This window comes from Bacillus sp. LQ01, assembly GCF_057624735.1.
On record NZ_JBYEZL010000001.1, the window covers coordinates 353927 to 378182 of the forward strand.

Annotated in this window: 28 protein-coding genes and 4 pseudogenes; 25 read left to right on the forward strand and 7 right to left on the reverse strand. The window is 34.1% G+C overall.

The window, feature by feature from the left end:
• Positions 1–5 precede the first annotated feature (5 nt).
• Positions 6–863 (forward strand): sulfate ABC transporter permease subunit CysW, encoded by an 858-nt coding sequence (cysW, locus tag AC22L0_RS01915; RefSeq protein WP_098347874.1) that lies wholly within the window; start codon positions 6–8, stop codon positions 861–863.
• A gap of 11 nt (positions 864–874) precedes the next feature.
• On the forward strand, positions 875–1948 hold the full coding sequence (locus AC22L0_RS01920; protein ID WP_098375691.1) for a sulfate/molybdate ABC transporter ATP-binding protein: 1074 nt from the start codon (positions 875–877) through the stop codon (positions 1946–1948).
• A 209-nt stretch (positions 1949–2157) separates the two neighbouring features.
• Here AC22L0_RS01920 and AC22L0_RS01925 read toward each other — a convergent pair whose 3' ends face one another.
• Complete coding sequence (locus AC22L0_RS01925; RefSeq protein WP_118414187.1) at positions 2158–2745, reverse strand: hypothetical protein; 588 nt, start codon at positions 2743–2745, stop codon at positions 2158–2160.
• Positions 2746–2900: 155 nt separating this feature from the next.
• On the opposite strand from AC22L0_RS01925, the pseudogene AC22L0_RS01930 reads away from it, so the two are divergent.
• The 3 genes and pseudogenes from AC22L0_RS01930 to AC22L0_RS01940 form a co-directional block, all read left to right on the forward strand.
• Positions 2901–4007 (forward strand): annotated as a pseudogene (locus tag AC22L0_RS01930) (RHS repeat domain-containing protein); the annotation flags it as partial.
• A gap of 287 nt (positions 4008–4294) precedes the next feature.
• Positions 4295–5086: an internalin gene (locus tag AC22L0_RS01935; protein ID WP_098481674.1), complete on the forward strand. Its 792-nt coding sequence runs from the start codon at positions 4295–4297 to the stop codon at positions 5084–5086.
• 119 nt (positions 5087–5205) lie between these two features.
• On the forward strand, positions 5206–5571 hold the full coding sequence (locus AC22L0_RS01940) for a ribonuclease E inhibitor RraB (protein ID WP_098481675.1): 366 nt from the start codon (positions 5206–5208) through the stop codon (positions 5569–5571).
• Positions 5572–5613: 42 nt separating this feature from the next.
• On the opposite strand, the pseudogene AC22L0_RS01945 reads toward AC22L0_RS01940, so the two are convergent.
• Positions 5614–5706: pseudogene (locus tag AC22L0_RS01945) on the reverse strand (IS6 family transposase); the annotation flags it as partial.
• A gap of 8 nt (positions 5707–5714) precedes the next feature.
• Between AC22L0_RS01945 and AC22L0_RS01950 the strand changes: the two are divergent.
• The 14 genes and pseudogenes from AC22L0_RS01950 to AC22L0_RS02015 all read left to right on the forward strand — a co-directional run.
• Positions 5715–5897 (forward strand): annotated as a pseudogene (locus AC22L0_RS01950) (RHS repeat-associated core domain-containing protein); the annotation flags it as partial.
• Positions 5898–5900: 3 nt separating this feature from the next.
• The gene (locus AC22L0_RS01955) at positions 5901–6344 is read left to right on the forward strand and encodes an RHS repeat-associated core domain-containing protein (RefSeq protein ID WP_170950092.1); all 444 of its coding nucleotides are present in this window, start codon (positions 5901–5903) and stop codon (positions 6342–6344) included.
• A gap of 107 nt (positions 6345–6451) precedes the next feature.
• Positions 6452–6697 carry a hypothetical protein gene (locus AC22L0_RS01960; RefSeq protein ID WP_000475559.1) on the forward strand — a complete coding sequence of 82 codons (246 nt, stop codon included), beginning with the start codon at positions 6452–6454 and terminating at the stop codon, positions 6695–6697.
• A gap of 220 nt (positions 6698–6917) precedes the next feature.
• Positions 6918–7136, forward strand: coding sequence for a hypothetical protein (locus AC22L0_RS01965; protein WP_016109469.1), 219 nt, complete (start codon positions 6918–6920; stop codon positions 7134–7136).
• A gap of 49 nt (positions 7137–7185) precedes the next feature.
• The gene (locus tag AC22L0_RS01970) at positions 7186–7665 is read left to right on the forward strand and encodes a hypothetical protein (RefSeq protein WP_063246187.1); all 480 of its coding nucleotides are present in this window, start codon (positions 7186–7188) and stop codon (positions 7663–7665) included.
• Positions 7666–7887: 222 nt separating this feature from the next.
• Positions 7888–8421: a hypothetical protein gene (locus AC22L0_RS01975; RefSeq protein WP_000397228.1), complete on the forward strand. Its 534-nt coding sequence runs from the start codon at positions 7888–7890 to the stop codon at positions 8419–8421.
• A 218-nt stretch (positions 8422–8639) separates the two neighbouring features.
• Positions 8640–9011 (forward strand): hypothetical protein, encoded by a 372-nt coding sequence (locus tag AC22L0_RS01980; RefSeq protein ID WP_000264707.1) that lies wholly within the window; start codon positions 8640–8642, stop codon positions 9009–9011.
• A 154-nt stretch (positions 9012–9165) separates the two neighbouring features.
• A pseudogene (locus AC22L0_RS01985) lies at positions 9166–9803 on the forward strand (hypothetical protein).
• 407 nt (positions 9804–10210) lie between these two features.
• Positions 10211–10651 (forward strand): DUF7832 domain-containing protein, encoded by a 441-nt coding sequence (locus AC22L0_RS01990; protein ID WP_000487868.1) that lies wholly within the window; start codon positions 10211–10213, stop codon positions 10649–10651.
• A 75-nt stretch (positions 10652–10726) separates the two neighbouring features.
• Positions 10727–11044: a ribonuclease E inhibitor RraB gene (locus AC22L0_RS01995; protein ID WP_000671650.1), complete on the forward strand. Its 318-nt coding sequence runs from the start codon at positions 10727–10729 to the stop codon at positions 11042–11044.
• A 267-nt stretch (positions 11045–11311) separates the two neighbouring features.
• Positions 11312–11776: a DUF6882 domain-containing protein gene (locus AC22L0_RS02000; protein ID WP_139894366.1), complete on the forward strand. Its 465-nt coding sequence runs from the start codon at positions 11312–11314 to the stop codon at positions 11774–11776.
• A gap of 110 nt (positions 11777–11886) precedes the next feature.
• Positions 11887–12561 (forward strand): hypothetical protein, encoded by a 675-nt coding sequence (locus AC22L0_RS02005; protein WP_211477957.1) that lies wholly within the window; start codon positions 11887–11889, stop codon positions 12559–12561.
• 40 nt (positions 12562–12601) lie between these two features.
• Positions 12602–13228 carry a suppressor of fused domain protein gene (locus tag AC22L0_RS02010; protein ID WP_139894367.1) on the forward strand — a complete coding sequence of 209 codons (627 nt, stop codon included), beginning with the start codon at positions 12602–12604 and terminating at the stop codon, positions 13226–13228.
• Between the two features lie 354 nt (positions 13229–13582).
• Complete coding sequence (locus AC22L0_RS02015; protein WP_000011711.1) at positions 13583–13747, forward strand: hypothetical protein; 165 nt, start codon at positions 13583–13585, stop codon at positions 13745–13747.
• Positions 13748–13790: 43 nt separating this feature from the next.
• Here the strand turns inward: AC22L0_RS02015 and cytK2 are convergent, their stop codons facing one another.
• Positions 13791–14801, reverse strand: coding sequence for a beta-channel forming cytolysin CytK2 (gene cytK2 / locus AC22L0_RS02020; RefSeq protein WP_139894368.1), 1011 nt, complete (start codon positions 14799–14801; stop codon positions 13791–13793).
• A 105-nt stretch (positions 14802–14906) separates the two neighbouring features.
• Here cytK2 and AC22L0_RS02025 point away from each other — a divergent pair, with 105 nt between their 5' ends.
• Entirely contained in the window at positions 14907–15044 is a 138-nt protein-coding gene (locus AC22L0_RS02025; RefSeq protein ID WP_002060916.1) for a hypothetical protein, read from the forward strand.
• Between the two features lie 28 nt (positions 15045–15072).
• Here the strand turns inward: AC22L0_RS02025 and AC22L0_RS02030 are convergent, their stop codons facing one another.
• Positions 15073–15618 carry a TetR/AcrR family transcriptional regulator gene (locus AC22L0_RS02030; RefSeq protein WP_000410998.1) on the reverse strand — a complete coding sequence of 182 codons (546 nt, stop codon included), beginning with the start codon at positions 15616–15618 and terminating at the stop codon, positions 15073–15075.
• Between the two features lie 169 nt (positions 15619–15787).
• On the opposite strand from AC22L0_RS02030, the gene AC22L0_RS02035 reads away from it, so the two are divergent.
• From AC22L0_RS02035 to AC22L0_RS02045, 3 genes are all read left to right on the forward strand, one after another.
• The gene (locus tag AC22L0_RS02035) at positions 15788–16705 is read left to right on the forward strand and encodes an alpha/beta hydrolase (RefSeq protein WP_139894369.1); all 918 of its coding nucleotides are present in this window, start codon (positions 15788–15790) and stop codon (positions 16703–16705) included.
• Positions 16706–16851: 146 nt separating this feature from the next.
• Entirely contained in the window at positions 16852–17958 is a 1107-nt protein-coding gene (locus AC22L0_RS02040; protein WP_000793735.1) for a metallophosphoesterase, read from the forward strand.
• Positions 17959–18092: 134 nt separating this feature from the next.
• Positions 18093–19070 carry an HD domain-containing protein gene (locus AC22L0_RS02045; protein WP_000587070.1) on the forward strand — a complete coding sequence of 326 codons (978 nt, stop codon included), beginning with the start codon at positions 18093–18095 and terminating at the stop codon, positions 19068–19070.
• 43 nt (positions 19071–19113) lie between these two features.
• On the opposite strand, the gene AC22L0_RS02050 is transcribed toward AC22L0_RS02045, so the two are convergent.
• Complete coding sequence (locus AC22L0_RS02050; protein WP_097994892.1) at positions 19114–20238, reverse strand: anti-sigma factor; 1125 nt, start codon at positions 20236–20238, stop codon at positions 19114–19116.
• 5 nt (positions 20239–20243) lie between these two features.
• Positions 20244–20729 carry an RNA polymerase sigma factor gene (locus AC22L0_RS02055; RefSeq protein WP_048568235.1) on the reverse strand — a complete coding sequence of 162 codons (486 nt, stop codon included), beginning with the start codon at positions 20727–20729 and terminating at the stop codon, positions 20244–20246.
• A gap of 136 nt (positions 20730–20865) precedes the next feature.
• On the opposite strand from AC22L0_RS02055, the gene AC22L0_RS02060 reads away from it, so the two are divergent.
• Together AC22L0_RS02060 and AC22L0_RS02065 are read left to right on the forward strand one after the other, a co-directional pair.
• The gene (locus AC22L0_RS02060; RefSeq protein WP_000446844.1) at positions 20866–21768 is read left to right on the forward strand and encodes an AraC family transcriptional regulator; all 903 of its coding nucleotides are present in this window, start codon (positions 20866–20868) and stop codon (positions 21766–21768) included.
• A 60-nt stretch (positions 21769–21828) separates the two neighbouring features.
• Positions 21829–22194, forward strand: a complete 366-nt coding sequence (locus AC22L0_RS02065) for a VOC family protein (protein ID WP_000473642.1) — start codon at positions 21829–21831, stop codon at positions 22192–22194.
• A 312-nt stretch (positions 22195–22506) separates the two neighbouring features.
• Here AC22L0_RS02065 and AC22L0_RS02070 read toward each other — a convergent pair whose 3' ends face one another.
• Positions 22507–24249, reverse strand: a complete 1743-nt coding sequence (locus tag AC22L0_RS02070) for a sensor histidine kinase (RefSeq protein WP_001010440.1) — start codon at positions 24247–24249, stop codon at positions 22507–22509.
• Positions 24250–24256 lie beyond the last annotated feature (7 nt).

Genomic DNA, 24256 nt, shown 5'->3' on the forward strand with positions numbered 1-24256 from the left:
AGAAAATGGAACCAACATTATTAGAAAAGAAAATAGTAAAAAGCGTATCAGCTAAAAAAGAATCTAAGCTTGTACCAGGCGTATTAATTACGATTACAGTTTTATTTTTATCTCTCTTTCTATTACTGCCACTCATAACTATTTTTCTAAAAGCCTTTGAAAGAGGGATGGGTGTATACATTGCCGCTATTACAGATCAAGAAGCATTTTCAGCAATTAGATTAACGCTTCTCGTTGCGTTAATCGTTGTGCCGCTTAATACGATATTTGGGGTAGCGGCCGCGTGGCTTATTACAAAGTTTCAGTTTAAAGGAAAACAAATATTACTCTCTCTTATTGAACTGCCGTTTGCTGTGTCACCAGTTATCGCAGGATTAGTATTCGTCTTACTTTTCACACCGAGGGGTGCTCTTGGCGAATGGTTACTTGAACATGGAGTGAAACTCATTTTCTCTGTACCAGGCATTATTATCGCAACAATCTTTGTAACCTTCCCGTTCGTTGCACGTGAATTAATTCCAATTATGCAGGCGCAAGGGAAAAGTGAAGAAGAGGCAGCTTTATCACTTGGCGCAAGTGGCTGGAAAATGTTTTGGCGCGTTACGCTTCCAAATATAAAATGGGGTCTTTTATACGGCATGATTCTATGTAATGCCCGTGCTATCGGTGAGTTTGGAGCCGTTTCTGTCGTATCAGGTCACGTGCGTGGCATTACGAACACGATGCCGCTCCATATTGAAATTTTGTACAATGAATATCAATTTTCAGCAGCATTTGCAGTAGCGACGTTAATGTCATTAATTGCAGTGTTTACACTCGTTATAAAAAACTGGATTGAATGGCGAATAGAAAAACGACAATAAGGGGGATTACGGTGAGTATTCAAATTCAAGGTGTATCAAAGCAATATGGTACATTTCAAGCACTAACAGACATTCATTTGGATATTCCAAAAGGTGAACTTGTTGCCTTATTAGGCCCGTCAGGTTCTGGGAAAACGACGTTATTACGCATTATTGCAGGATTAGAAGAAGCGGATGGAGGTTCTATTTCATTTGATGGAGAAGATTTAACAGACATTCACGTGAAAAACAGGCAAGTCGGTTTCGTCTTTCAGCACTATGCGCTCTTTAAGCATATGAATGTATTTGAGAATGTCGCTTTCGGTTTAAAAGTAAGAAAGAAAAGCTTAAGACCGTCAGCAGAAGCGATAGAAGAAAAGGTAACAGAATTATTAAAGCTTGTAAAAATGGATGGCTTTGCTAAACGTTATCCAGCGCAATTATCTGGTGGACAACGTCAACGTATTGCACTAGCCCGGGCACTTGCAGTCGAACCGAAAATTTTATTACTCGATGAACCGTTCGGTGCACTTGATGCAAAGGTGAGAAAAGAATTACGCAGATGGCTCCGAAAATTACATGACGAATTTCAAATTACGAGCGTATTCGTAACACATGATCAAGAAGAAGCGTTAGACGTTGCAGACCGCATCGTTGTAATGAATGAAGGTTGCATTGAACAAATGGGAACACCGGAAGAAGTATATGAAAACCCAGCAAGTCCGTTTGTATATGACTTTTTAGGAAATGTAAATTTATTTCACGGCCGCGTTCATAAAGGAAAGCTAAATGTAGGATCGGTCGAACTAGAAGCACCAGAGCATAAGCACGTTTCCAACGTAGACGGAATAGCCTACGTAAGGCCGCATGACTTATCAATCTCTCGTACGAAACAAAGCATAGATGCAATCCCGGCAAAAGTATCTTATTCTCACGCAGTCGGACCTGTCGTATATGTAGAATTAAAACGAGACGGAACAGATGAATATTTAGAAGCAGAAATTACGAAAGAACAGTTCAAGCAGCTGAACATTCAAGCGGGTGATTTCGTATACGTACAGCCGAAAGAAGTGAAAGTGTTTATTCCGGAGGATTTTGTAATTTAAGAGTGTTCACTCTTAAATTACAAAATCTATTAATAAGAAAAGGTCTCCTAAAATATCTTTTAGGAGACCTTTTCTTTGTTTATCGTAATAACTTTTTCTCATATGAAATGTAGTAGGAAGTTTGTATATATAATAGCGGAGCGTGTTCGAACAACTATTTGATATGAGTAGTAATGAAGATATTCTTCCTACTTTCTTACATAAAATTTTTAATTTTGGATATTTGTATCATATGTTTCTGCAACAAACACAAAGTCTACATGCTCTTTATCAATAAAAATACTTGTTTTAGATGGAAGACCTGTTATGGTAGAAACAATATCAACCTCAACAAGGTCAAATCCTACACGATAAGCATCTGCAATTTCAATTCCACCAGTTAGAAAATGCAATCCATCCCCAAATGACTTAAATACAAATACATTTTCTTTCAAACTTTTATTATCCATTTCAATCCATTCTTCGTTAATATAAATCTTAAATGTCGTGCACTTTGGAACACACTCGATGTGATGTATCCCTTTATAACTATTAAGCGAAAACATATAGGTATGAGTTTCTTTAAAGTTAATATCTATCCCGTATTTAAAAGCAAAGGTTTTATATACCATTTCATAAAACAATGGCATTACAATATCATCCCATGCGTCATAGGCAAAAGCATGAATTGGTATTAGATGAGGATATAAACTTACAATCGCTTTTTGAAAATTAAGTAAGATGGTTGTATCTGTAATTTCTTTTAAAGAATCATCTATTTCATGGTCATAATCTTTCGGAATTCTGTTATCAATCATATGACAAACTCCTTACATAGTCTTCTATATACTACGTTTTTCCGCATCATCAGTTTGTGCCTTCTTCAACTAAATTGCAAGTTTAACCGATGATTCCAAAAAAGCCCTTGTCTTATTTTATCAATTGTTAAATGTATTTATCTTTAAACTTCAATACGAAGTTTAAACATGAAGGTGCGGGCGGAAAAGTAACAGAAACAAACTTTGTATATGACCCGATTAACCAACTATTAAACGAGGCATTACCAAACGGAACAACTAAATCATACACATATGATGGATTTGGAAACCGTACAAGTGTGAAAGTTGTAGAGAATGGAAAAGAAACAAAGTCTATAGCAGCAACATTCAATGAAGGAAATCAGCTTGTAAAATTCGGAAATGAATCGTTAACGTATGATGCGAATGGTAATCGTACGTCTGATGGAAAGTATAAATATACATGGAATGAAGATGACCAACTTGTATCTATTACAAAACAAGGTGAGAGCAATGCCTTCGCAACTTATAAGTATGATGAGGATAATCGTCGTATTGAAAAGAGTGTGAATGGTCAAGTAACACGCTACTTCTATGATGGAGACAGCATTAATCCGTTATATGAGACGGATGGTAGTGGAACTGTACTTCGTCAATATGTATACTCAACAAGTGGTACGCGCCTAGCGATGAAATCAAAAGGACAAACGTTATACTATCACTACAACCCTCGTGGTGATGTCGTTGCGATGACAGATCAAAATAGAGAAGTTGTAGCAACGTATGAATATGATTCGTGGGGTAACGTATTAAAGAGCGAAGTAAAAGGTATCGCAGCAGACAATCCATTTGGATATGCGGGATACATGTATGATAAAGAAATTGGCATGTACTACTTGATTGCGAGATACTATAACCCAGACCATGGTGTATTCTTGTCGGTGGATCCTGATCCGGGTGATGAAGATGATCCTGTTACGATGAATGGGTATACTTATGCGGATAATAATCCGGCGATGATGACGGATCCAGATGGGCATGCTGCTTGGTTAGTTGTTAATGCTGGTTTTGCGCTTTATGATGGATATGGAGCGTATAAATCAGGTAAGAATTGGAAAGGTGTAGTAGCGGCAGGCGCTATTGGGTTTGTTGGCGGCTCAAGGATTAAAGCTGCAAAACATACTGTTTATGTTTTGAAAAATAGTGCAGGTAAAGTGGAGTACGTTGGGAGAACGATTAGTCCAGCTGTTAGAAAAATAGCGCATAGAGCAAGTACATCCTGACTTGAAATTTACACGTGTAAGGCGCAATTTAAGTTATTCTGAGGCCAGAGGGATGGAACATCGATTCTATCTAAAATATGGTGGCCAAAAAGAGTTAAGAAATAGAATTAGACCCATAGGTAAAAAGAATAAAAAATATAAATCTTATATGCAGCAAAGTGGTACAAAATATAAAAAGTGGAAGTAAGTGAACATTTCATTTTTAATAGAGTGGGGCAAAATGATTTATTTTCATTGATGTTGAATTATTGTCACTTTTAAACTAACTAGTATTTGGAGGAGATTATATGTTTCCATTAGGTAAACAACCTAAGGTTACTAGAGATTTAGTTGGAGTTAATACTGATGTACAAAAGTTATCTGTTGATGGTGAAACAAAGAATATAGAACTTTTAGGCAAGTTGAAAATTCAGGAATTATGGGTTTTTGCAGTGAATCAGGAGCAATTTGATAATATTATGACGCATGTTAATCCTGAATTACTATATGTTTATAAAATGAGAGTAGAAAATTTATCGATTCTACAGATGATGTCTAATCTTAGGGAAGTATATTTGTGTTGGAATACTAAAAATACTGATTTGTGGAATTTTATTTATAATAAAAATCTTACTTATCTATTAATAGAAGACTTCTCGAAATTAGAAGATTTAACACCAATAAAAGATGGAGGAAACTTAGGAGGTCTTTATTTAGGAGGCGGGATAACAAAAGCACTTAATGTAAAAACGTTGGAGCCAATTGGTGACTTAGTACGATTAAATGAGCTAACTTTAATGAATATTAAAGTTAAAGATCATTCTTTAGAGCCATTAATGAATTTGAAAAAGCTTAAGAAATTAAACTTATCCAATCAATTCCCTATGGAAGAATATGCTAAATTATCGGTCGTATTACAAAATACAGAATGTGAATTTTTTAAACCATATGTACGCATGGAGTCCACAGAAGGAAAGGATATAATGATGATTGGTAGAAAAAGACCTTTTCTTAATTCAAAGACAGATATTGAGAAAATAAAAAAATATGAACAAGAATTCAAAAATATACAAGATGAATTTAGAAATAAAATCAAATGAATTTTGTAACTAAATGAAAATATATAAAGTGAAATATTTAACAGGCAAAAGACAAATTAGAAAAGAAACATGGGTTTGTCGAAGAAATACACTATAAATTGGTCTGAAGGAGATTTATAATGTTAGAAACAATTCATGAAAAACAGGAACGAGAAAAACAGGACATAGCAACGCTAACTGCTTTGAAGAACGCAGGATCTAATTTAACAAAGGTACATTACCTAGAACATTACTTTTTAGTAGATACAATAGAGATTGCAGAACAAATTGCAGAGGTACTACATGTAAAAGGTTATGATATTTATGAACCATCTGAACAACTTTCAGAAGATGGGTTACGTTACTATGTATTTATAGTGGGGAAAAATTGTATACCAACAAAAGAAAAGGTTTGGGAAGAAACAAAACATATGGCGGAGTTAGCGATTTTATATAGTGGAACATGTACTAGTTATGATGGCTGGGAAACACAAGTAATAGAATAAGTTCGGTGGTAAGTTTTGAAAAAAGCATAAACAGAACAATGTTTAGGTAATAGCTAGTAATTGTTGAAGTTCATTGTACATTGAAAAGGCGGAGTCTCTCGGAAGGCTTCGCCTTTGTTTATATAAGATATAAATTAGTCTTATTATTCTACCACTACGATGCACGTGGCGATGTAGTAGCGATGACAGATCAAAATGGACAAGTGGTAGCAAACTATGAATATGATGCTTAGGGAAATGTCCTAAAGGGCGACGCAAAAGGAATAGCAGCAGACAATCCATTTGGATATGCGGGATACATGTATGATAAAGAAATTGGCATGTATTAATTGATTGCGAGGTACTATAATCCAGAACATGGTGTGTTCTTATCGGTGGATCCGGATGGGCATTGTGCATATCGTCCTTGGGGGACGACACAATTGTGGGTTTATGATGACAGAACAGCTTATGCAAACTCTAGGGGAGTAAAAGCGGGAATAAAGGGTTGGGCAGAGAGCTATAGTTTTAATTTTATGGGTGGAGGGAATTTTGTTAGTAAATTGGGATCGTTTATAACGGGAGCATCTAAAGAGTGGAAACAATCTAAAACAAAATCTACGGTAAAGGCATCCCAAGTAAAAGTTGGAAATCGAAAAGCGATGCAAAGTGTGCTGAAAAGTGCAGGTAAACAAGCAATAAAGGCTGTTATAGTAAGAGGTAGTAATAAAGCTGTAGGAGTATCATCTAAGGTGATTTTAAATGCTGTTAAAACTGGCGAAAAAGTGCGGTAGAACTAAATATACTAGTAAACAGGCTGTAGTAGTTTTAAATAAAAAAGGTAAAGTAATTACAACTTTTGCTAAAGGTTCAAAATACATAAGGAAAGGAAAAAATAAGGTTGTTTAAATTAAATAAAGAGATGCACATTTTATTGAAACAGACATTAGAATCACAAAATAAACATTTACTATGGTTAAATGTTTATGAAGACTTAAGTATGATAGAAACTGAAAAAATAAATAAATTGAGAGATATTATAGCAGATGAATTAATGGAGAAAGGTTTTGATGAACGAGACAATATAAACGATTTGGGAAGAGCATTAGAAGAGCTAATTGATATCTTAGGAAATTTAATACCTTAGAAGATGTTAAGCTGTATGGCAACGTTTTTAGCAGATGGAAAGTTCCGTTAATTACAGAATGAAAGATTATATAACTTTTAACAATGCGCTTAATACGAATGTAGCTATGATTAGAGGGTTTTGTATGTGTAAAATAACTTCAAAAATATAAGGATATATTTTGAGGGTGTATGATTATATAGTATATATATTGATTCGAATATTTAAAAGGAGGGGAAACATGGGGAAAATAATAGGGATTATTCTGATTATAGGTGGTATGATTCCATTAATTTATGCAATGATGCAAATCTATCGGCAATGGAAAGAAAAAGGGTCTTCTTTTGCTCTTAAATTAATAATTTTCCTAGCCGTAAGCATTTTGCTAGATACTGCAACAACTATTATATTGTGTATAGTAACAGTATTCATTGGTATTTGTTTAATTAGCTACACATAATAAGTTCAAGAAGGCTAACTTATCGATTGTTACTAATTGGAGGGATTGGATGAACTTCATTTTACATGGATCTAAACATACAGTTTTAGCTTCCGTTTTTGACTCATTTCAAGGTAGGGAAAAAGAGTTTAATTGGCTTATAACAGACATGGAGATTGTCGCACATCAGGAAGAGAAACTTATCCGAGATTATCCTAAAATGTCGTATCCAATAGTTTGGATAGCAGGTGAAGATCTTTCAAATCTCGTAAAAAAATATAATCCTCAATTTATTTGGGGCGTACTATCTGCATTTGATAAGTCTATAAACATTGATATTCATAATTTGCTTGTAGAGCCCTATGCAAATGGAAACGAAGGGCTCTGGGTACCAAGTCCAAATATTCAGCACCCTCAAGCAAAACTTGAAATTGTTTGTTGGGATTCCAGTTTGATGTTGTTATTAAGTAACGATATAAATATTGATGATAAATTTAGAAATTACTTTAAAGAAGCTAGGGATTTAAATGCCTATAATTCGGAATTTTGATTTTAATGGAGACAACATTAATCCGTTATACGAAACAGATATGAAAAAGGGAACGGTATGCATACTCTACAAGTAGCGTATTATAAGGTGAAAAGCGGATTCTCTGTGAGGAGAATTAGATTATTATTGATTTATAAAAACAATTAGGAATAATAAACTTAATATTATTAAGTAAGAATAGGATGGGAATAAATATAACTTTGAGAGAAAAGAAGGTGTATTATGGAGTTTACATTCGAAAAGGTTCAATGTATTGAAGATGCAAATATATATCGTGTTAGTAATGTAACTGATATTTATGAAATAGATTTATTTGATGATGATAATCGTAATGTTGATAATTTAAGTTTACTTGTTCAAGAGAGGATTAATCAGTTTATTGTACATGTAGATAAATCTGAGGAAAAAAATGTGAAAGAAGAAATAGAGTCTAAAAACATTTCCTACACAGTTTTTGATTCGGGAAGAAGGAACCTTTTCTTTGTTTTTGATTCTATACCAAGGACAGAAGTATCATATATAATCAAGTATTTTTATGGTGTAAGTATAGAAAATACTTTTGCTATTATCAGTTTAGGAAATAGCGTTGGTATTAAACTAGAGGAAATAAATCAAAGTAAATTGATGAAGTGTTTAATGGGAGAATGTGTTGTACCACAAATCGAATTAGTTCCATCATCGGCGTGTGCATTTATCCAATATGATGGTGCGCTTTTAACAATTGCTAGTAATAATTTTGATATTTGTGCAACATGAAAATAATAAGATGTAATTAAATGATTTTTTTAGCGCAAGGAGATACAAGAGGATAGTTTCTAAGCTATTAAATGATAGTTTAGGATACATGACAATGTTACATATTAGTATGGTGTAGATGCAAAATGATTGTCGAATCTTTCTAGTGAAAATAGAATAGCTGCATTAAAAATTTACAATGAACCTTATGCTATAGGAAAAGAAAGAGGGAATTGTTGATGTGGATAGCGTTTCTAGAATTTTTAGAGTTTATTATAGTTTTGAGTTTAAGTCTTATATTAACATTGGTCGTTTTTTTTCAAGAAAATTATCTGTTTGATATTAAAGAAAGTATTACCAATAATAGGATCTTGTTAATTATTCAAGTCACACGTATTTTAATGGGAATGTGGATAGTATTTGTTACGGAAACTACTATAATTGCTGTCTCAAAAGTGACTGCAATTCAATTAATTATTTTACTTCTTTTTTGGGCATGTTCGAAGTATGTACAAAAAACTCGTGAAAATTGGCTAATTACTATAGTTGCTTTTGTTATTTATGGTGTTGGTACATACTTGTATATTCAGTTTGCTTTTAGAGGCTATTAATATATCACCAGAAAAGTTAGTGGTTAGAAAGATGCATTTGTTAAATGTGTATATGAAGGAAGAGCGAATATAGGCTCTTTTTTCTTTATATATAGGATAGGACATGTATCTAATCCTCGTGGGACAAATTAAAATAGAGAGCGGAAGGAATTATATGAACAAAAAAGAATTAAAATTAAAGCTACTGCAAGGTCTAGGTGAAGCATTAAAAGAAAACGGTTATAAGACTAGAATTACACAACAAGACCTGGTGAAAAAATTTGATAAAGGAAAAATCGGTATACATTTAGCCTTTATCAATCACCTAGAAGATTTTGATGTGACGGTGGATGTGGGAATTCGTTTTGATGAATTAGAAAATATGAAAAATCAATGGGCTGACGGTTTAACAATTAGAGAGAAAAAGGAGACCTATATACAATTGGAGTTGATTTAGGGAATTTAGTCTATAGAGAGCAAAAAAGGTGGCGTGTTGAAAAGGAAGAAGATATTTTACCTGTTACTATGGATATTTTAAAAGAAGTTAAGGAATACTTCATTCCATATATTGATAAGTATGTAGATATGGAAAATGTATTTGATTTATGTGTAAGAGATGATGATGAGGCTGGATTAATAGGGACAATATTTGATGGGACGCGAGCACAAAATGCTATTGGATTAGCCTTGTTATTAAATAAAGAAGAGATATTAGAACAAATCATTGAGAAAAAGAGAGAGTATTTAAAGACGAGGGATAAATTTGAATTGGAGTTATTTGAAAACTTTCTTTCTAATATGAATCTAGGATAAACAAGGTTAGTTATTCATTTTCGTGATTATAGTGGGGTTAATTGTTTATATCTGGTTTTTCTGGTTGGAAAAACATTAAACTCTAGATTTTCTATTAATCATAAATATTGGTAGCCCCTAGAAGGAAACATTTGACATTTTTATGATTAGATACAAACTTCGAATGTAACTTATAGGGGTTTTTATTTACAGGTTTTATAATACTGGAAAGCCCATATCGAATTTTAGCCGGTTTGAGATAGTGCCTGCGAGTGATGATGGTGCACTGTAACCTTGAGCAGTAGCGATAGACTTAGCCTTTGGAAGCAAAAACCCCACAGAGTCTAGTCAACTTACCTTTTTAAAAAGTGTATCAAAGAATTATTTATTTGAGCTCAATTATATTATGTGAAATAGGAGTGAGAATCTTGTTCCAAACAATAATTTACGATAAAGCTAAATATCATTATGAAGGAGATTTCCCACAAGAATTACCGATGGAGCAAGCATTTGTACATACTGGAATGTTCTTAGGTTGGATTATTGATAATAATTTATTTAGTGATGAATTTTTAGAAGAGACCGAAGAGGAAATTAATAAATTTAAGCTTAGAAAAATGACTGGGACTCAAGTTTATATGTTCTGGGATGGGGTTTTAAGCGATGACATGTTAAATGATGAAGGGAATCAATTTGCAATAGATTATTTTGATTTTGAAAAAGGTTTATATTTAGATGATTATGATGATGTATTTTTAGAGTGTGATACATTATATCAAGTGCAAGATACTTGGGAAAATTACTTTAAATTAAAAGAAGTGATCGATATTAGGTATACAGAATGGAAAAAACTTAAAAATAACGGGTAAAGAGGACTTTAAGTAATGGAATATTTTTTGTTCCAAATGAAGGTTTATTATATGCTATAGAAAAGGGGAGAAATAATGAAATTCCCAAAAGATGAAGATGGACAAGTATTAAATATGTTATACAAGCAAGGTATAGATTTTAATAAAAAACATATAGTAGATTTCTTTATTGCAATTCCTGATCAAGGTAATGGAGAAAAAATAATTGGCAGACTACAAGAGCTGGGCTTAAATTGTGAATTAGATTATAATGAAGAATTTGAAGATTGGACATGTACTTGTTCTAAAGAAATGTTCTTGATTTATGAGGATATTGTAGAGATGCAAAAGGAATTGAATAAACTGGGTGAAGAGTTTGGTGGATATACAGATGGTTGGGGTGCATTTGTGTAATGTTGAATTTATTTATCGTGATAAAATAAATTAGACGGAGTAAAGAAACTATTTATGGAAAGAAGGGCTTATATAAGTTCTTCTTTCTTTGTATATATTAAGATATCTTAGTGATAGAAACGTATATGATATGTGGGCGGGGGGCTATTGGTAAAAGCCCGATTGGTAAGGGCTAATTAAAGTTTCACTTTATATAGGTTTTGAGAGAGTAAGATATAAGATATATTGTTTGTAGTGGAGATCTTGAATGAAGGGAGCGTGTGATAATTGGCAATGACGGATGAACAATTCGAGAATTATCTTGTTATGTGTTATGACAAATTAGAAAGTAAACAGCAAAAATTCATTTCAGATTATAATATCTATAACTTTGATGAGTATTGGTATGATCAAGATCAATGTATATTACAGTTTAAAAAAAATGGTCAAGTATTACTTGAATTTAGTGTTGTTTTTATAGGTTCTTGGTCTGAAAAGAGTAACAGTTGGATGTGGTCTTGGGCTAATGAGAATGTGGCTGATTATGCAAGAAGTAAGTCTAACTGTTTGAAATATTTACAAAATATTACAGGGAATGAAGTTTTTGTAAATTCACTTTTTGAATGTGATCAAGAAATGGCGTATGAGCTAGCAGCCTTTTCCATTGAATATTTAAACGCAGAAGGAGTGTATATAGCACCAGGTGAGAGAAGTGATGTATTTATGGCTGTTATGTCACCGCATGCATTGTGAGTAGAGCATATTAAAAATATAGATAAGGTAGAATGAAAAAGGAGTACAGTTTAATAAAAGGTATCATAGGTCCTCGATGCATGGTGATAAATTTAAAGGAGTGAATTATATTGCTTGAAGTAAAGTTTTACGATTGGAAAAAAAAACGTCCTAAAAAACATTATTTGCTTGTACATGAAATTAGAATTTTCGAGCTAATTTTCTCAAAGAAAGTTAGCGAGTTTGAGATGGGATTAAGAGAGATTGAAAAAGTAACTGTCTTTTGTTTAGCTAACGAAAACACTGATATTTCATATGAAGTGAATAGAGCTTTGGGTGAAATTCGTATATATGTTCCATATGATTTTATGGACTTTTTAGCATTAAATTCAGTTGAAGAGAAATACAAAGAGTTTTGCAAATTAGTACGCCAATATGTTGTCCTTGGACTTGAAGAAAACTCTACTCTTTCATCATCTGTTGTTAAAGGGTATATAGAGGAATCTTTAGATGAAATTGTGAAGCAAAACTATGAAGGAATATTTTTAGTTGGGAAGACACCTAAGAAAAGCCCAAGCCGTAAGAAGATAGCGATATTAAAAGGAATTCATCGTGTTAAAGGTTTCCAGCTACGATGTGAAGTGTATGATGAAAAGGGATTAAAGATTCGAGATCAACTATTGGTGGAAGAGGTAGGGAATGAAATGGTATATTCTAGATTCTTAGGGACATTAAAATGGGAAAGTGAAAATCTAATAGTAGTTCAATCTAAATCCAGTAGTTGGAAAGAAGAAATCTATCTTTAATAACAAGGTTGTATAGTAGAAAGAGGGTTGTAGAGCATAAATGAATTTTTTTCGAAAAAATAAATTAAGTGACATTCAGAAAAAATACTATGAACATTTTGGAGAGCCTAGTCAGATTCTTGAATATACCTGGGGTGAAAGAGGAGCTAAAAGAGTAGAATTAGATAATACCGCTCTAAAAAAAGGAATGCTATACGTTTTAGAATTCCCGAAAAATGAAGATAGGCCAGTATGGACATATGTGACATTAGGGATGTCAGCTGAATATATGACCAATGGTGCTAAAGGAGAATTAATTTGGTTAAATGCAAATCAAAATGAGAAAATAATTGATTTGCTTGCTGGATTAGCACATTATCCATTTATAGATGAGACCTCGTTTGATTATGAGGATACAATTTCTAATGCGGATGCTGAATCTAATTTTTCAATGAATGTGCTTTTAGTAAGCCCGGCAGTTATTGAGGCAGGAGAGTCTCCAGAGCTAATGGAGTTTTTTGAAGAAAAGGAGCTTGATTTATTTTGGTTATTACCTATTCATCAAGCAGAAAAAGAGTATATGATGGAACAAGGAGATGGAGATATTAGTGCACTCTTTGACCTTTGGCTGGAAAAAGAGATTGATACAGAAACTTTCTGTGATCCACATCGTTTATCTACGGTTTGATAAAAATATTTTAAATAATAATTGTGAGTAAGCATCAAACTTATTAATATTAAGGAAGTTTGATGCTTATTTTTTATGTTTAGAATAAACGAGAGGTTTTTGATATATATGAAAGATATTGTATGTAAAGAATTAATAAGTTTTAAGTCTATTGTTGAAGCCTATCAATTTAAAAAAATGAGTATAATGTTGAAATAGTACTATGGAAAGAAGGCTGAATGTATTAGAGTGTTTTGAAACAAATTGGATGAATGGTTGGGTTTATTATTAGAAGAAGTGGTACGTGTTTTAGTGTGATAGAAAGAAAAAGAGAGTCTTCAAGGGATATGTATAAGAGAGTAAAGGAGAGGAAATATGTCTTTTTATAAAAAGGAAATAAAAGGGGATAAATTGATTATAAGTGACGAAAGCATTGATATTTTAATGGATGCTTTTCAAAATAAAGGTGAAGAGATGCCTAAAAATATATCATGGAATTTCATAGCGACGGTATTACTCGCGGGATCTTATTATGAATAAGTAAAAAAACGAAGAGTTTAAATAGCCCTTCGTTTTTTTTACTTTATTTTTTCTCTACTAATTTCTTATTCTTCCAATCTAGTGTGAACAATTTATTAAATGTTTTTTGATCAACGTCTTTTACGTTGTTTCCAACCCAGTTTGCAGTTCCGAATGTGTAGCCTGGACGAAGTTGGTAGTCGTCGGCGTGTTTTGTATAAGCGACTTGTAAGTTAGATTGATCTGTATTTTTTTCAGAGATAACAACAGCAATCATACCAGGAGAGAAACCACTATTTGTTAGCGCTGGAAGTTGATCCATCGGTATTAAATTACCTTTTGCATCAGATTCATATAGGTATGTGCGAGAGTACATAAACAGTTGGTTTCCGTATAAAGAATGGTAGGAATCACGTGTGTAAATACCCCAGTTTTGATTGTTATATCCGTTAAAGAATACGTTCCATTTTACGTTTTTGTTTGTTTGGTCAATTAAATTTGTTTTATAACTAGTTTGTTTATAGCTTACAGAGTCCGACCAAGTTACTTGACCAGTTGCACCAGCTTCACCGCTAGGGCCATTAGGCGTTACAGAAGCTTTAACAGAGCCACCAAGTTGATAAGATACGCTAGATGTTACAGTCGTTTCTTCTACAGCATTTGTAGGTGCTACGTTAAAGAAACGAGCGCTGTTATCTTGAAGGTTAAATGCAACATCATATTGTGAAGGATAACGTAATGTTGCACTAGCGCCAGGGATTGGGTAGTTATCAATAGGTGCATCACTTATAGTAGGATTTGCTTTTAGAAAACTACCAGTTGTATTAATAACGGCAATCTGTTTATCAGCGCTTGGGTCATCGATAAAAGTTACCTTTAAAGACATTGTCATATTATCAGCTTGATCATTATTAAATGTATTATAGCTCGTATGTGTTTTTGCATTTTGCCCGATATCTGTTACAACTTGCGATGTTGTTTGAGCATAAGCAGCAGGTATTGAAAGAGTTACAGCGCTACTAGCAAAAACAGCGGATAATGCTAAATATTTTAAGTATGTTTTAGAACGTTTCATACAATCACTTCCTTTTATCTTTGTCGATATATGTCGTATTACATTTATATCGTAACATGAAAATAAAACGGAATGGATGGTTATGCATAATTGCATAGATGAGTTTTGAAGGATAACGATAATAGCATTTTATCAATCCTTATTAAGGAAATTGATGTGATTTTATTTTATCCCGCTATTTGCTGGGCAGTAAGACCCCCACCTCAAAATGCAGCGAAAGCAAAGAAGTTAGGTGGGGGATGAATAAATCCCCACTGATAAAAGTTTCATTTTATATATTTCTCCTAATCAATTCTCCAACTTGCGTCGCAACAAACGCAACATCACTATCAATTTCATCCAACACGTAAGACTCTAAAATGCCCATTACAGCTGTTCCTAAAAATTTTAAGACGATATGTTTATCGATGTTTTTATTTACTGATGTGTCTGTATTTAATTTTTTCTCTATTTCACCCATGATGAAAGTTAGTAATTTTTTTTGAAATGATAAGGTGCTGTTACTTCTAAATAGTGCCGCAAAAAATGGTTTGTGTTCTTTGAAGTATTCAAACCATATGATTGTTCCTTCTATAAATTCTTTGTTTTGCTTCTCGTAGCATATTTCTTTTAATTGGTCTAAATGATCGTCCACAATTTTATCTAATAAATTGTACTTATCTAGATAGTGTAAGTAAAACGTTTTTCTTCCGATGTTTGCTTTTTCGGTAATGTTTTTAACTGTAATTTCATCAAATCCATCTGTAATTAACATTTCTATAAATGCCGATTGAATGGCGTTTTGTGATTTTATAATTCTTCTATCGATTTTCTCCATATCGTGTTCCTCCGTTGTTGATACACATATTTCTTTATGTGTGTATTATCACCCAAATGCGTAAATGTGGTCATTGAAACAAGGTTCTACTCATTTTATTATAAATATACATGTGAGTAATAACTCTCGCAAGTGTAAAATTAATAATAAGATAAGGGTGGTTTTATATATGGCAGTTACGAAGGAAAATATAAGATTTTATGCAAGAGGTTTACAAGTTGCAGGTATTTTGAACATTCCTGAAGGTGCTGAGGAAAAGAAACAAAATCCAGCGATTGTTTGTGTGCATCCAGGTAGTAGCTGTAAAGATCAAACAGCAGGATTGTATGCCGAGAAGTTAGCGGAACAAGGATATGTAACGCTTGCGTTTGATGCATCGTATCAAGGTGAAAGTGAAGGTGCACCGAGATATATGGAAGAACCAGCTGCGCGCGTTGAAGATATTCGCTCAGCGGTAGATTATTTGACTACTCTTTCTTATATAGATGAAGAACGTATCGGTGTGTTAGGCGTTTGTGCGGGCGGTGGTTATGCGGTAAATGCCGCAATGACAGAGCGCCGCATTAAAGCAGTTGGCACAGTTGTTGGTGCAAATATTGGCCGATTAAATCGTGAAGCTGATCCAATTGGGGTGTTAGAGGCGATTGGTAAACAACGTACTGCTGAAGCACGCGGAGCAGAGGAACTGATTACAAATTGGATTCCTAAAAATCAGGAAGAGTTAGTAGCAGCGGGTATGACCGATATAGATATTGTAGAAGCAGTTGAGTATTACACAACGCCACGAGGGCAAAGTGTTAACTCTCCAAATAAGCTAAACTTTACGAGCATGGGATCGGTAATTGGTTTTGATGCGTTCCATTTAGCAGATACGTTATTAACGCAGCCGCTGCAAATTATTGTCGGCAGTAAGCAAGGTGCATTTGGTTCTTATAAAGATGGTCATGAGCTTTATGAGAAAGCAGCTTCAGAGAAAAAAGATTTACTTGTTGTGGAAGGTGCGAGTCATTACGATTTATACGACCAACCAGAACCAGTAAGAATTGCAGTTGAAAAATTAACAAGTTTTTATAAAGAGCATTTGTAAAAACAATGTTGATATAAATGGTGCCTATAGTTGTTAGATACAAGTCTAACAACTATAGGTTTTTGCTATGATGAGCGAAGTGCTTAATATTTACGTTATAAGTGCATAACAAGTTATAATAAAAGAAATCAATAAGGAGGCTGGCTGTGAAGAATCTTCGTTATCTCAATATATTTACCATATTAATTATATACACACTACTTATGTTTTACATCGGCTGGAACGGATGGGTTTGGCTTCATGCGGTATTTGGCTGGGAATCTTGGGGATATTATGCTTTTATAGTTGCATTTATTTCATATGCGTACATTCTCGTGCAAGTGTTTAAGTTTTTGCCATTTCTGCGAACGATAGGTTCGATTTGGTTTGCGGTTATACAATATGCGCTTATGCTGTTGCCATTAGCTAATATTATGGTCTTTCTTTTACAGTTTTCAGTAGAGAAAGAAGCGGCAATTATTTGGACAGGGGCGGCTGTGATAGCTGCATTTATCTTTATCTTTGCGTATGGAGTATTTAATGCGTATAGCCCGGTAGTAAGAAAGTACGAGGTGCACATACCGAAAAAAGTAGAGGGACGTAAAAGTTTACGCATTGCGATGGCTTCTGATATGCATTTCGGTAAACTGTCTGGCGTTTCGCATTTAAAAAGGCTTGTTCGTCATGTAAATGAGATGGAACCTGATATTATTTTACTGCCAGGTGATATTATCGATGATCATCCAGGTGTGTTCATTCAAAAGAATATGGGACCAATCATGAAACAAATGAAAGCACCATTAGGCGTATATGGTGTTTTAGGGAACCATGAATACTATGGTAGAGCGGTTCCAGAGTTTTTACAAGAGATGGATAAGATTGATATTCGTATTCTTTTAGATGAAGTAATTACAATTGAAGATGACTTTTATCTCGTTGGAAGAAGAGATAAAACAGAGCGAGATCGTCAAAGCTTTGAACAATTAATGAGTACGGTAGATAAATCGATGCCTGTTATCGCAATGGATCACCAGCCATTTGAGTTGAAACAAGCAGCAGCGGCAGGTGTAGATTTATTATTATCCGGTCATACGCACCGCGGACAAATGGCGCCCAATCATATTGTAACGAGAAGAATGTATGAGCTAGACTGGGGATACGCACAAAAAGGTGCATTCCACGCGATTGTTTCTTCTGGTTTCGGATTCTGGGGACCACCGCTTAGACTTGGTAGTAGGTCGGAAATTGTGCAGGTAGAAGTTACATTTGAATAGGGGTTATGAAATAGAGAGCTGATGGCTCTCTATTTTTTTAAATAAAAACAAATAACAATAAATATTTATGTTGGTGCTAATTTCATAAAAGAGATAAGATTATAAGACTCGATTAAAATAAAGGGGGATTGTAAGTGATCATATCAGATGTACTATACGGAGAATTTGAAGTGGATCAAGTAGTAGAAGAATTAATTTCAAGTAAGTCTATGCAAAGGCTAAAAGGTATTCATCAAAATGGCGCAAGTTACTTAATGAACGAGAAATGGAATGTAACGCGCTTTGATCATTCAGTTGGTGTTATGTTATTAGTTAAAAAATTAGGTGGTTCAGTAAAAGAACAGATTGCTAGTTTACTGCATGACGTATCGCATACTGCTTTTTCCCATGTGATTGATTACGTTTTTGATAATGAAGATGAAAGTTATCATGAAGAGATATTTAGTTCTGTTGTGAAAAACTCAGAAATTCCAGCGATTCTTGCGAAGTATGGTTATAACTATGAAGATATTTTGTTAGATGATTCGAAATGGACGTTACTGGAAAGGTCAGCGCCCGAATTATGTGCAGATCGAGTGGATTATACGTTACGAGATATGTATACATATGGGTATATTTCTTTAGAAGAAGTTCACAGTTTTTTAGAGGATGTCATCAAAGTAAAGGGGAAAATGGTTCTGCAAAATATCGAAATAGCGGAATGGTTTACAGAAACGTATTACAAGGAAGTAATCGATTTCTTTATGGAACCAATGAATATTTACGGAAATGATATGTTAGCGAAAACGTTAAAGGTAGCTCTTCATAAAAGGATTATTCATGCAGATGATTTTCTTCTTGAAGATGAGGAGCTTATTTCGAAATTGCAGCAATGTAATGACCCCGAAGTAGAAGCTTTATTAAGCAAAGTTCATCGAAATGTAAAGGTAAAAGAAGATAGAAACGATTATGATTTACATCAGAAAAATAAAGTGCGTCTTATTGATCCGCCGTTACTTCGTGAAGGGAAAATCGTTCAGTCGTCTGTTGTGTCAGAAAACATAAGACAGATGAGTGATATTGCTTATGAAAAAGCGGTGAGAGGGATGTATGTGAAAGTGATTTCGAATTAAAAAAGAAGTAGCGCATCGTTTTTAGAGCGCTACTTCTTTTTTATTAATGATCAAACCAATTCCAAATCTCAATATCTCCAAGAGTCGCATAACGTACGTGCGGGGAGTTTTGTAATTTTAATAACTCTTTCGATGGGCCAGTAATAACAATTCCGTATACTTTTACACCGTTATCCTTTACATATTGATAACGTTTATCTAAGTTTAGTTCTTTCTCAGAAAGCGCTGCTATTTTGCTTACCGTTTTTTTATGGATAGAAAGGACGCGCATCATTTCGGTTACTTTGTCTTCTTGCGTTTTCTGCCCGTCAGTTTCATTACCGAGGAATCTTACATGTTCTGGAAACCCTATAGCTTCTCCGCCATGTAGGATATAGTCATCTACATTTTTTCTTTCTTGTCCTGTATCTAAAGCGTACCATACAGGAGTTGGAGGGAGTTCTTGTGCCTCGAATATGCTATATAAAAGCGGTTCTAATTCTTTTAAAGTGTAAGCTTTATCAAAAGAAATTGCTACTTCTGCAACGGTTCCATCATGTACTTTTGCAAGTGTATCCCATACTTTTTTTGATGAATCCTTTAAATAATCACCCTGCTCTGTTTTGGGATGAACAAAGAAGAGTTTTGGTTGATAGAACGGATTCATCCAAGTTTGCTTCGTGATATCTACAGATGATAAGAAGCTTTTTGTTTCTATTGTACCAAGTGGCATTTCTTTTTTACCGACGGTTCTTACTAAATCAAATTGGCTATTTGTACGGAAAAAAGCTTCTACACTTGTTCCACCTCCCATAACGCGGCTATTTGGGATAGTTGCTTCAAGTGCCAGCGAAGGAACCTCTCTAATTTCTTTTAGCCTTTTATCATTATTAGCTTGAAAATAAAAGGCTGATAATACCCCGCCGATTATATAGATAACGATGCAAATTGATAATATAAAACCAAACGTTTGTAAACGATGTTTCCACTTAATTCTCCAAAAAGGAATTTTAAGATCTTTTGGAGGTAACTTTTTCTTAATTGGTTCTGTTTTTGTTAACAGCTCATCTAAGTAAGCTTCACACTCTTCACATGACTCAATATGACTTTCTAACAGTTCTTGTTCATCATGCGTGAGCGTTCCATTTTCATACTTCTTCCATAGTTTTTTAAATTCTGCACAGCCCATCTGTATCACTCCTTTATGCTTTTTATTTCTTTTCGTCCCCTGTGTAATTCAATTTTCACTTTCGCTAATGAGAGACCAGTCATTTCTGCTATTTCCTTATAGGAGAATCCATAGTAATCTCGTAGTAGCAGGGCATTTCGTCGTTCGAGCGGAAGAGAAGATAAACTTTCTAACCAACTAGCAATCTCAAATTTTACGAAATATGCATGTTCTGTACTTGGAACGTTTGGTAAATGGAATTCTGCAACTTCTGTTGTTTTATATTTCTTTTCTTTACGATACCAATCGATAAAGGCATTGTAGGCAATTGTAAATAACCACGGCCTAATTTCTTCTCCTTTATAATAGTCAATATGGACGAGCATTCGGTAAAAGGTTTCTTGCATGAGATCTTCCGCATAGTGGGAATCTCCGGTTAGGGAGAGAAGATAGCGAAATAAATCTTGCATATGCTCGGAGTAAATGTCTTCTAATGATTGTTTGCGTTTCACTACATTTCCCTCCCTTCATACATAACAACGAAATACATATAAAAAAGTTACAATTTTTATGGAATTATAGTAAAAAACGTCAAGAATTGGATAGGATTCTCTTTTATCATAATACATATAAGGCGGGTGAACAGAGATGGAAAGCTATGAAACACAAATTCAAAGGTCAATTGATTATATTGAGGAAGATGTAATGGAAAAACAGACGCTGCGTAATTTAGCACGTATTGCAGGTTTTTCTGAGTCGCATTTTCATCGTGTATTTCAGGCATTAGTAGGTGATACAGTAATGGAGTATGTTCGAAAGCGGAGGTTAGCCCGGGCAGCTTACCAACTTTCTCATACGGATGAAAAAGTTATTGATATCGCATTTGAGCATGGCTTTCAATCTCACGAAACGTTCACGAGAGCCTTTAAGAAATTATTTCAAATGACACCGAGTGAATATCGAAAACAAGAAATTGAAACACCGATGTATTACAGCGTGAATGTAAAGCAAAGAAAATTAAATCCGTATTTAGGAGGCATACAAATGGAATATCGTATTGTAAATAAACCAGAATTTTTAATGGCAGGTTATGAACTGAAGACGACAAGTAAAGAGGGGAAGAACCATCAAGACATCCCAGCATTTTGGCAAGAATATTTACAAAAAGATCTTGGAACAACGATTCCGAATCGTAAAGATACGAGCCAATGGGTAGAGCTTGGATTATGTACTGATTTTAATTTAGAAACAGGGGACTTCACTTATATTATTGGAATGGAAGTTACAGACTTTGAAAATGTACCAAATGAAATTGCAAAGCGTACTTTCCCTGCAGCAACATATGCAGTATTTACAACGCCGAAAGTTCCTCATAAAGAAATGGTATCGTCTATTCACCAAACTTGGAATGCAGTATTCTCAGAATGGTTTCCGCATTCAGGGTATGAACATTGCGGAGTTACAGAGTTTGAACTGTACGATGAGCGTTGCCACGAAGATAAGAGTGAGTTTGCACAAGTAGAGCTTTGGATACCGGTGAAGAAAAAATAATAAGGTAAGAGCGAATCATTGGGAGATGGTTCGCTTTTTCATAAAAGGAGAAATGGGAAAATGTTCAAAAAACTAGAATGTGTATCTATACATACGAAAGATATAGAAAGATCAGTTTCTTTCTATAAAGAAATGGGAATGAAGCAAAACTGGATGATAGAAAGAGAACTAGAAGAAGGAGCTATTTGGACGTTAATAGGATTGAAGTTTCCAGATGAAAAAAGTTCGGAGTTAGTAATAAGCAATCATCCGGATATTAATTTTATGGAAGTCGAAGTATTAGTAGAAGATGTACAACAAACGTATGAGAGTTTAAAAGATAATAAAGATGTAAAGTGGATTCGCGAACCATTTCCAACAGAATCAGGACATGTTGCAGTAATGGAAGCACCTGATGAGAATGTGTTTGTGTTAGTAGGGAAATAGCTGAAATATGGAGTGACCTTTCATAGTGAGTTATGAAGGGTTATTTTTACTTTGTATAGTAGTAGAGGAAGTAGGTTAGTATTGTCGGTTTTTGTCGGTAAGTCGATATATCTAGAAAATCGCTGATATAATTCGAGTTGCGCTGATATATTCAAAAAATCGCTGATATAATTCGAGTTGCGCCGATATATTCAAAAAATCGCCGATATAATTTCATATACCGCTAAAACACCCCAAAAAAACGATTTGCATAATTTCAATTACCGCAAAACTCTCCCAGAAAAGAAAAAAAGACGCCACATAGCGTCTTTCCTACGAACGAAACGGAAACACAAGAATAATCGTCGTTCCTTTTCCGAGTGCACTATCAACGGAAATTGTCCCGTTATGAGCATGAACGAGCTGTTTTGTAATGGCTAGGCCAAGTCCAGTTCCTATGTTGCTTTCTTCTGTGTTTGTTCCGCGGTAATATCGTTCAAATAGAAGTTCTTTCGTTTTTTCATCCATTCCTTTTCCGTCATCTGAAATGGAGAGTGTAAAGGAATTAGCGTTTTGTGATAATTTTACGATGACAGTAGTTGTTTCGTTATTATGTTTTACCGCGTTTACGAGTAAGTTTTCGATAATACGCTGGAACCATTTTTCTTCAATGAAATATTGAATTTTATTTGAGCTCGGTACGAATTCAATATTTTGATTTTGAAGTGTTGGATTATTAATAAATTGCAATAATACTTTTTGAACGAACTGATTGATTTCAACGTTTACGTGTTGGGCAGGAAGGCTGTTATTTTTTAATTGATACGTTAAGCTTAAATCATCAATTAATGTCGTCATATATTGAGATTTCTCTTTCATAACACTACCAAATTGCTGAATATCACGATCAGTCCAGTTATATTGATTCGATTCGAGTAATAATGCGTAGCCATATATAGAGCTAAGTGGTGTTTTTAAATCATGCGTTAGACCGGTAATCCATTCTTCTCGTGTTTGCTGGAGTACTTGCCTCATCGCATCATTTTTTTTGAGTGTAATAGAAAGGTGTTCTAGTGAACTTGTTACATCTCTAAACAAACGGAATGACCATTTTTCTTTACCAGATCGCCGGAACCTGACAGGTTTTCCTTTTTTACTAATAGGTTCTTCATACTTTCCACCAGCGATATTTTTTAGCCAGCGCATCGCATGTAATAACGGTTTTCCGAATTTATTACCGTACCAAATAGAAAGAATGACTAAATAAACAAATACGATAAGAAGGATTAATCCGCATCCGATGAGAAACTTCTTAGTAAATACATCTTCAATTTCGTCATCTGGATAGTAGTGCTCATTTTTTGCAGTTACAACGAGAAGGTTGCCACTATTTGCATCGTAAAAGCTAGACGTGTTTTCTTTATGATTCCACGGTTCTTTTTCATTAAGGGCAATTTGTATTGCTGAAAATGTTTTTTTCTTTCCAGTTGGATAGGAAAAAACCTCTTCGCCATTTTGATTAAATATTTGAAGTGTTGCTTTTTCTTTAGATAGTAACTGTTTTTCTTGGTCTGTTAATGCGAACGAATCCATCGTTAAAGAGGAATGCTCCTTTTGAATTGCTGTCAGTAACGCATTGCTTTTTAACATACCACCATAAATAACAAGTGCTTTCTTTTCTTCTAATTCAATTTCCCAATATGTAAATTTATAATTGCTTTCGATATGATGTTGTATATATGCGACTAAAGATGTCTTCGTATAAGCATCCGGAACATCATTTGGTGTATTAAAGTGGTAGAGGATTTTTCCGTTTTCATCTACAACTTGGAGCCAATCATTTTTCTCCTTTATTAAATCTTGCACTTCAGATTGTAACGAAATATGCCCATCTTCTGAAGAGATGTATCTTGAAATTGTAAAACTATCAGAATCTGGAATGTTAGGTTCGTATAAAGTACTAGTAAGAAGAAAAATTAAATAAGTAAAAGCAGCAACTACAGCGATAAGTAATGTAACTAAAACAAAAACGTGTTGCATGATAAATTGAATAATAAGTCGTTTATTAAAATTCATATCGTCA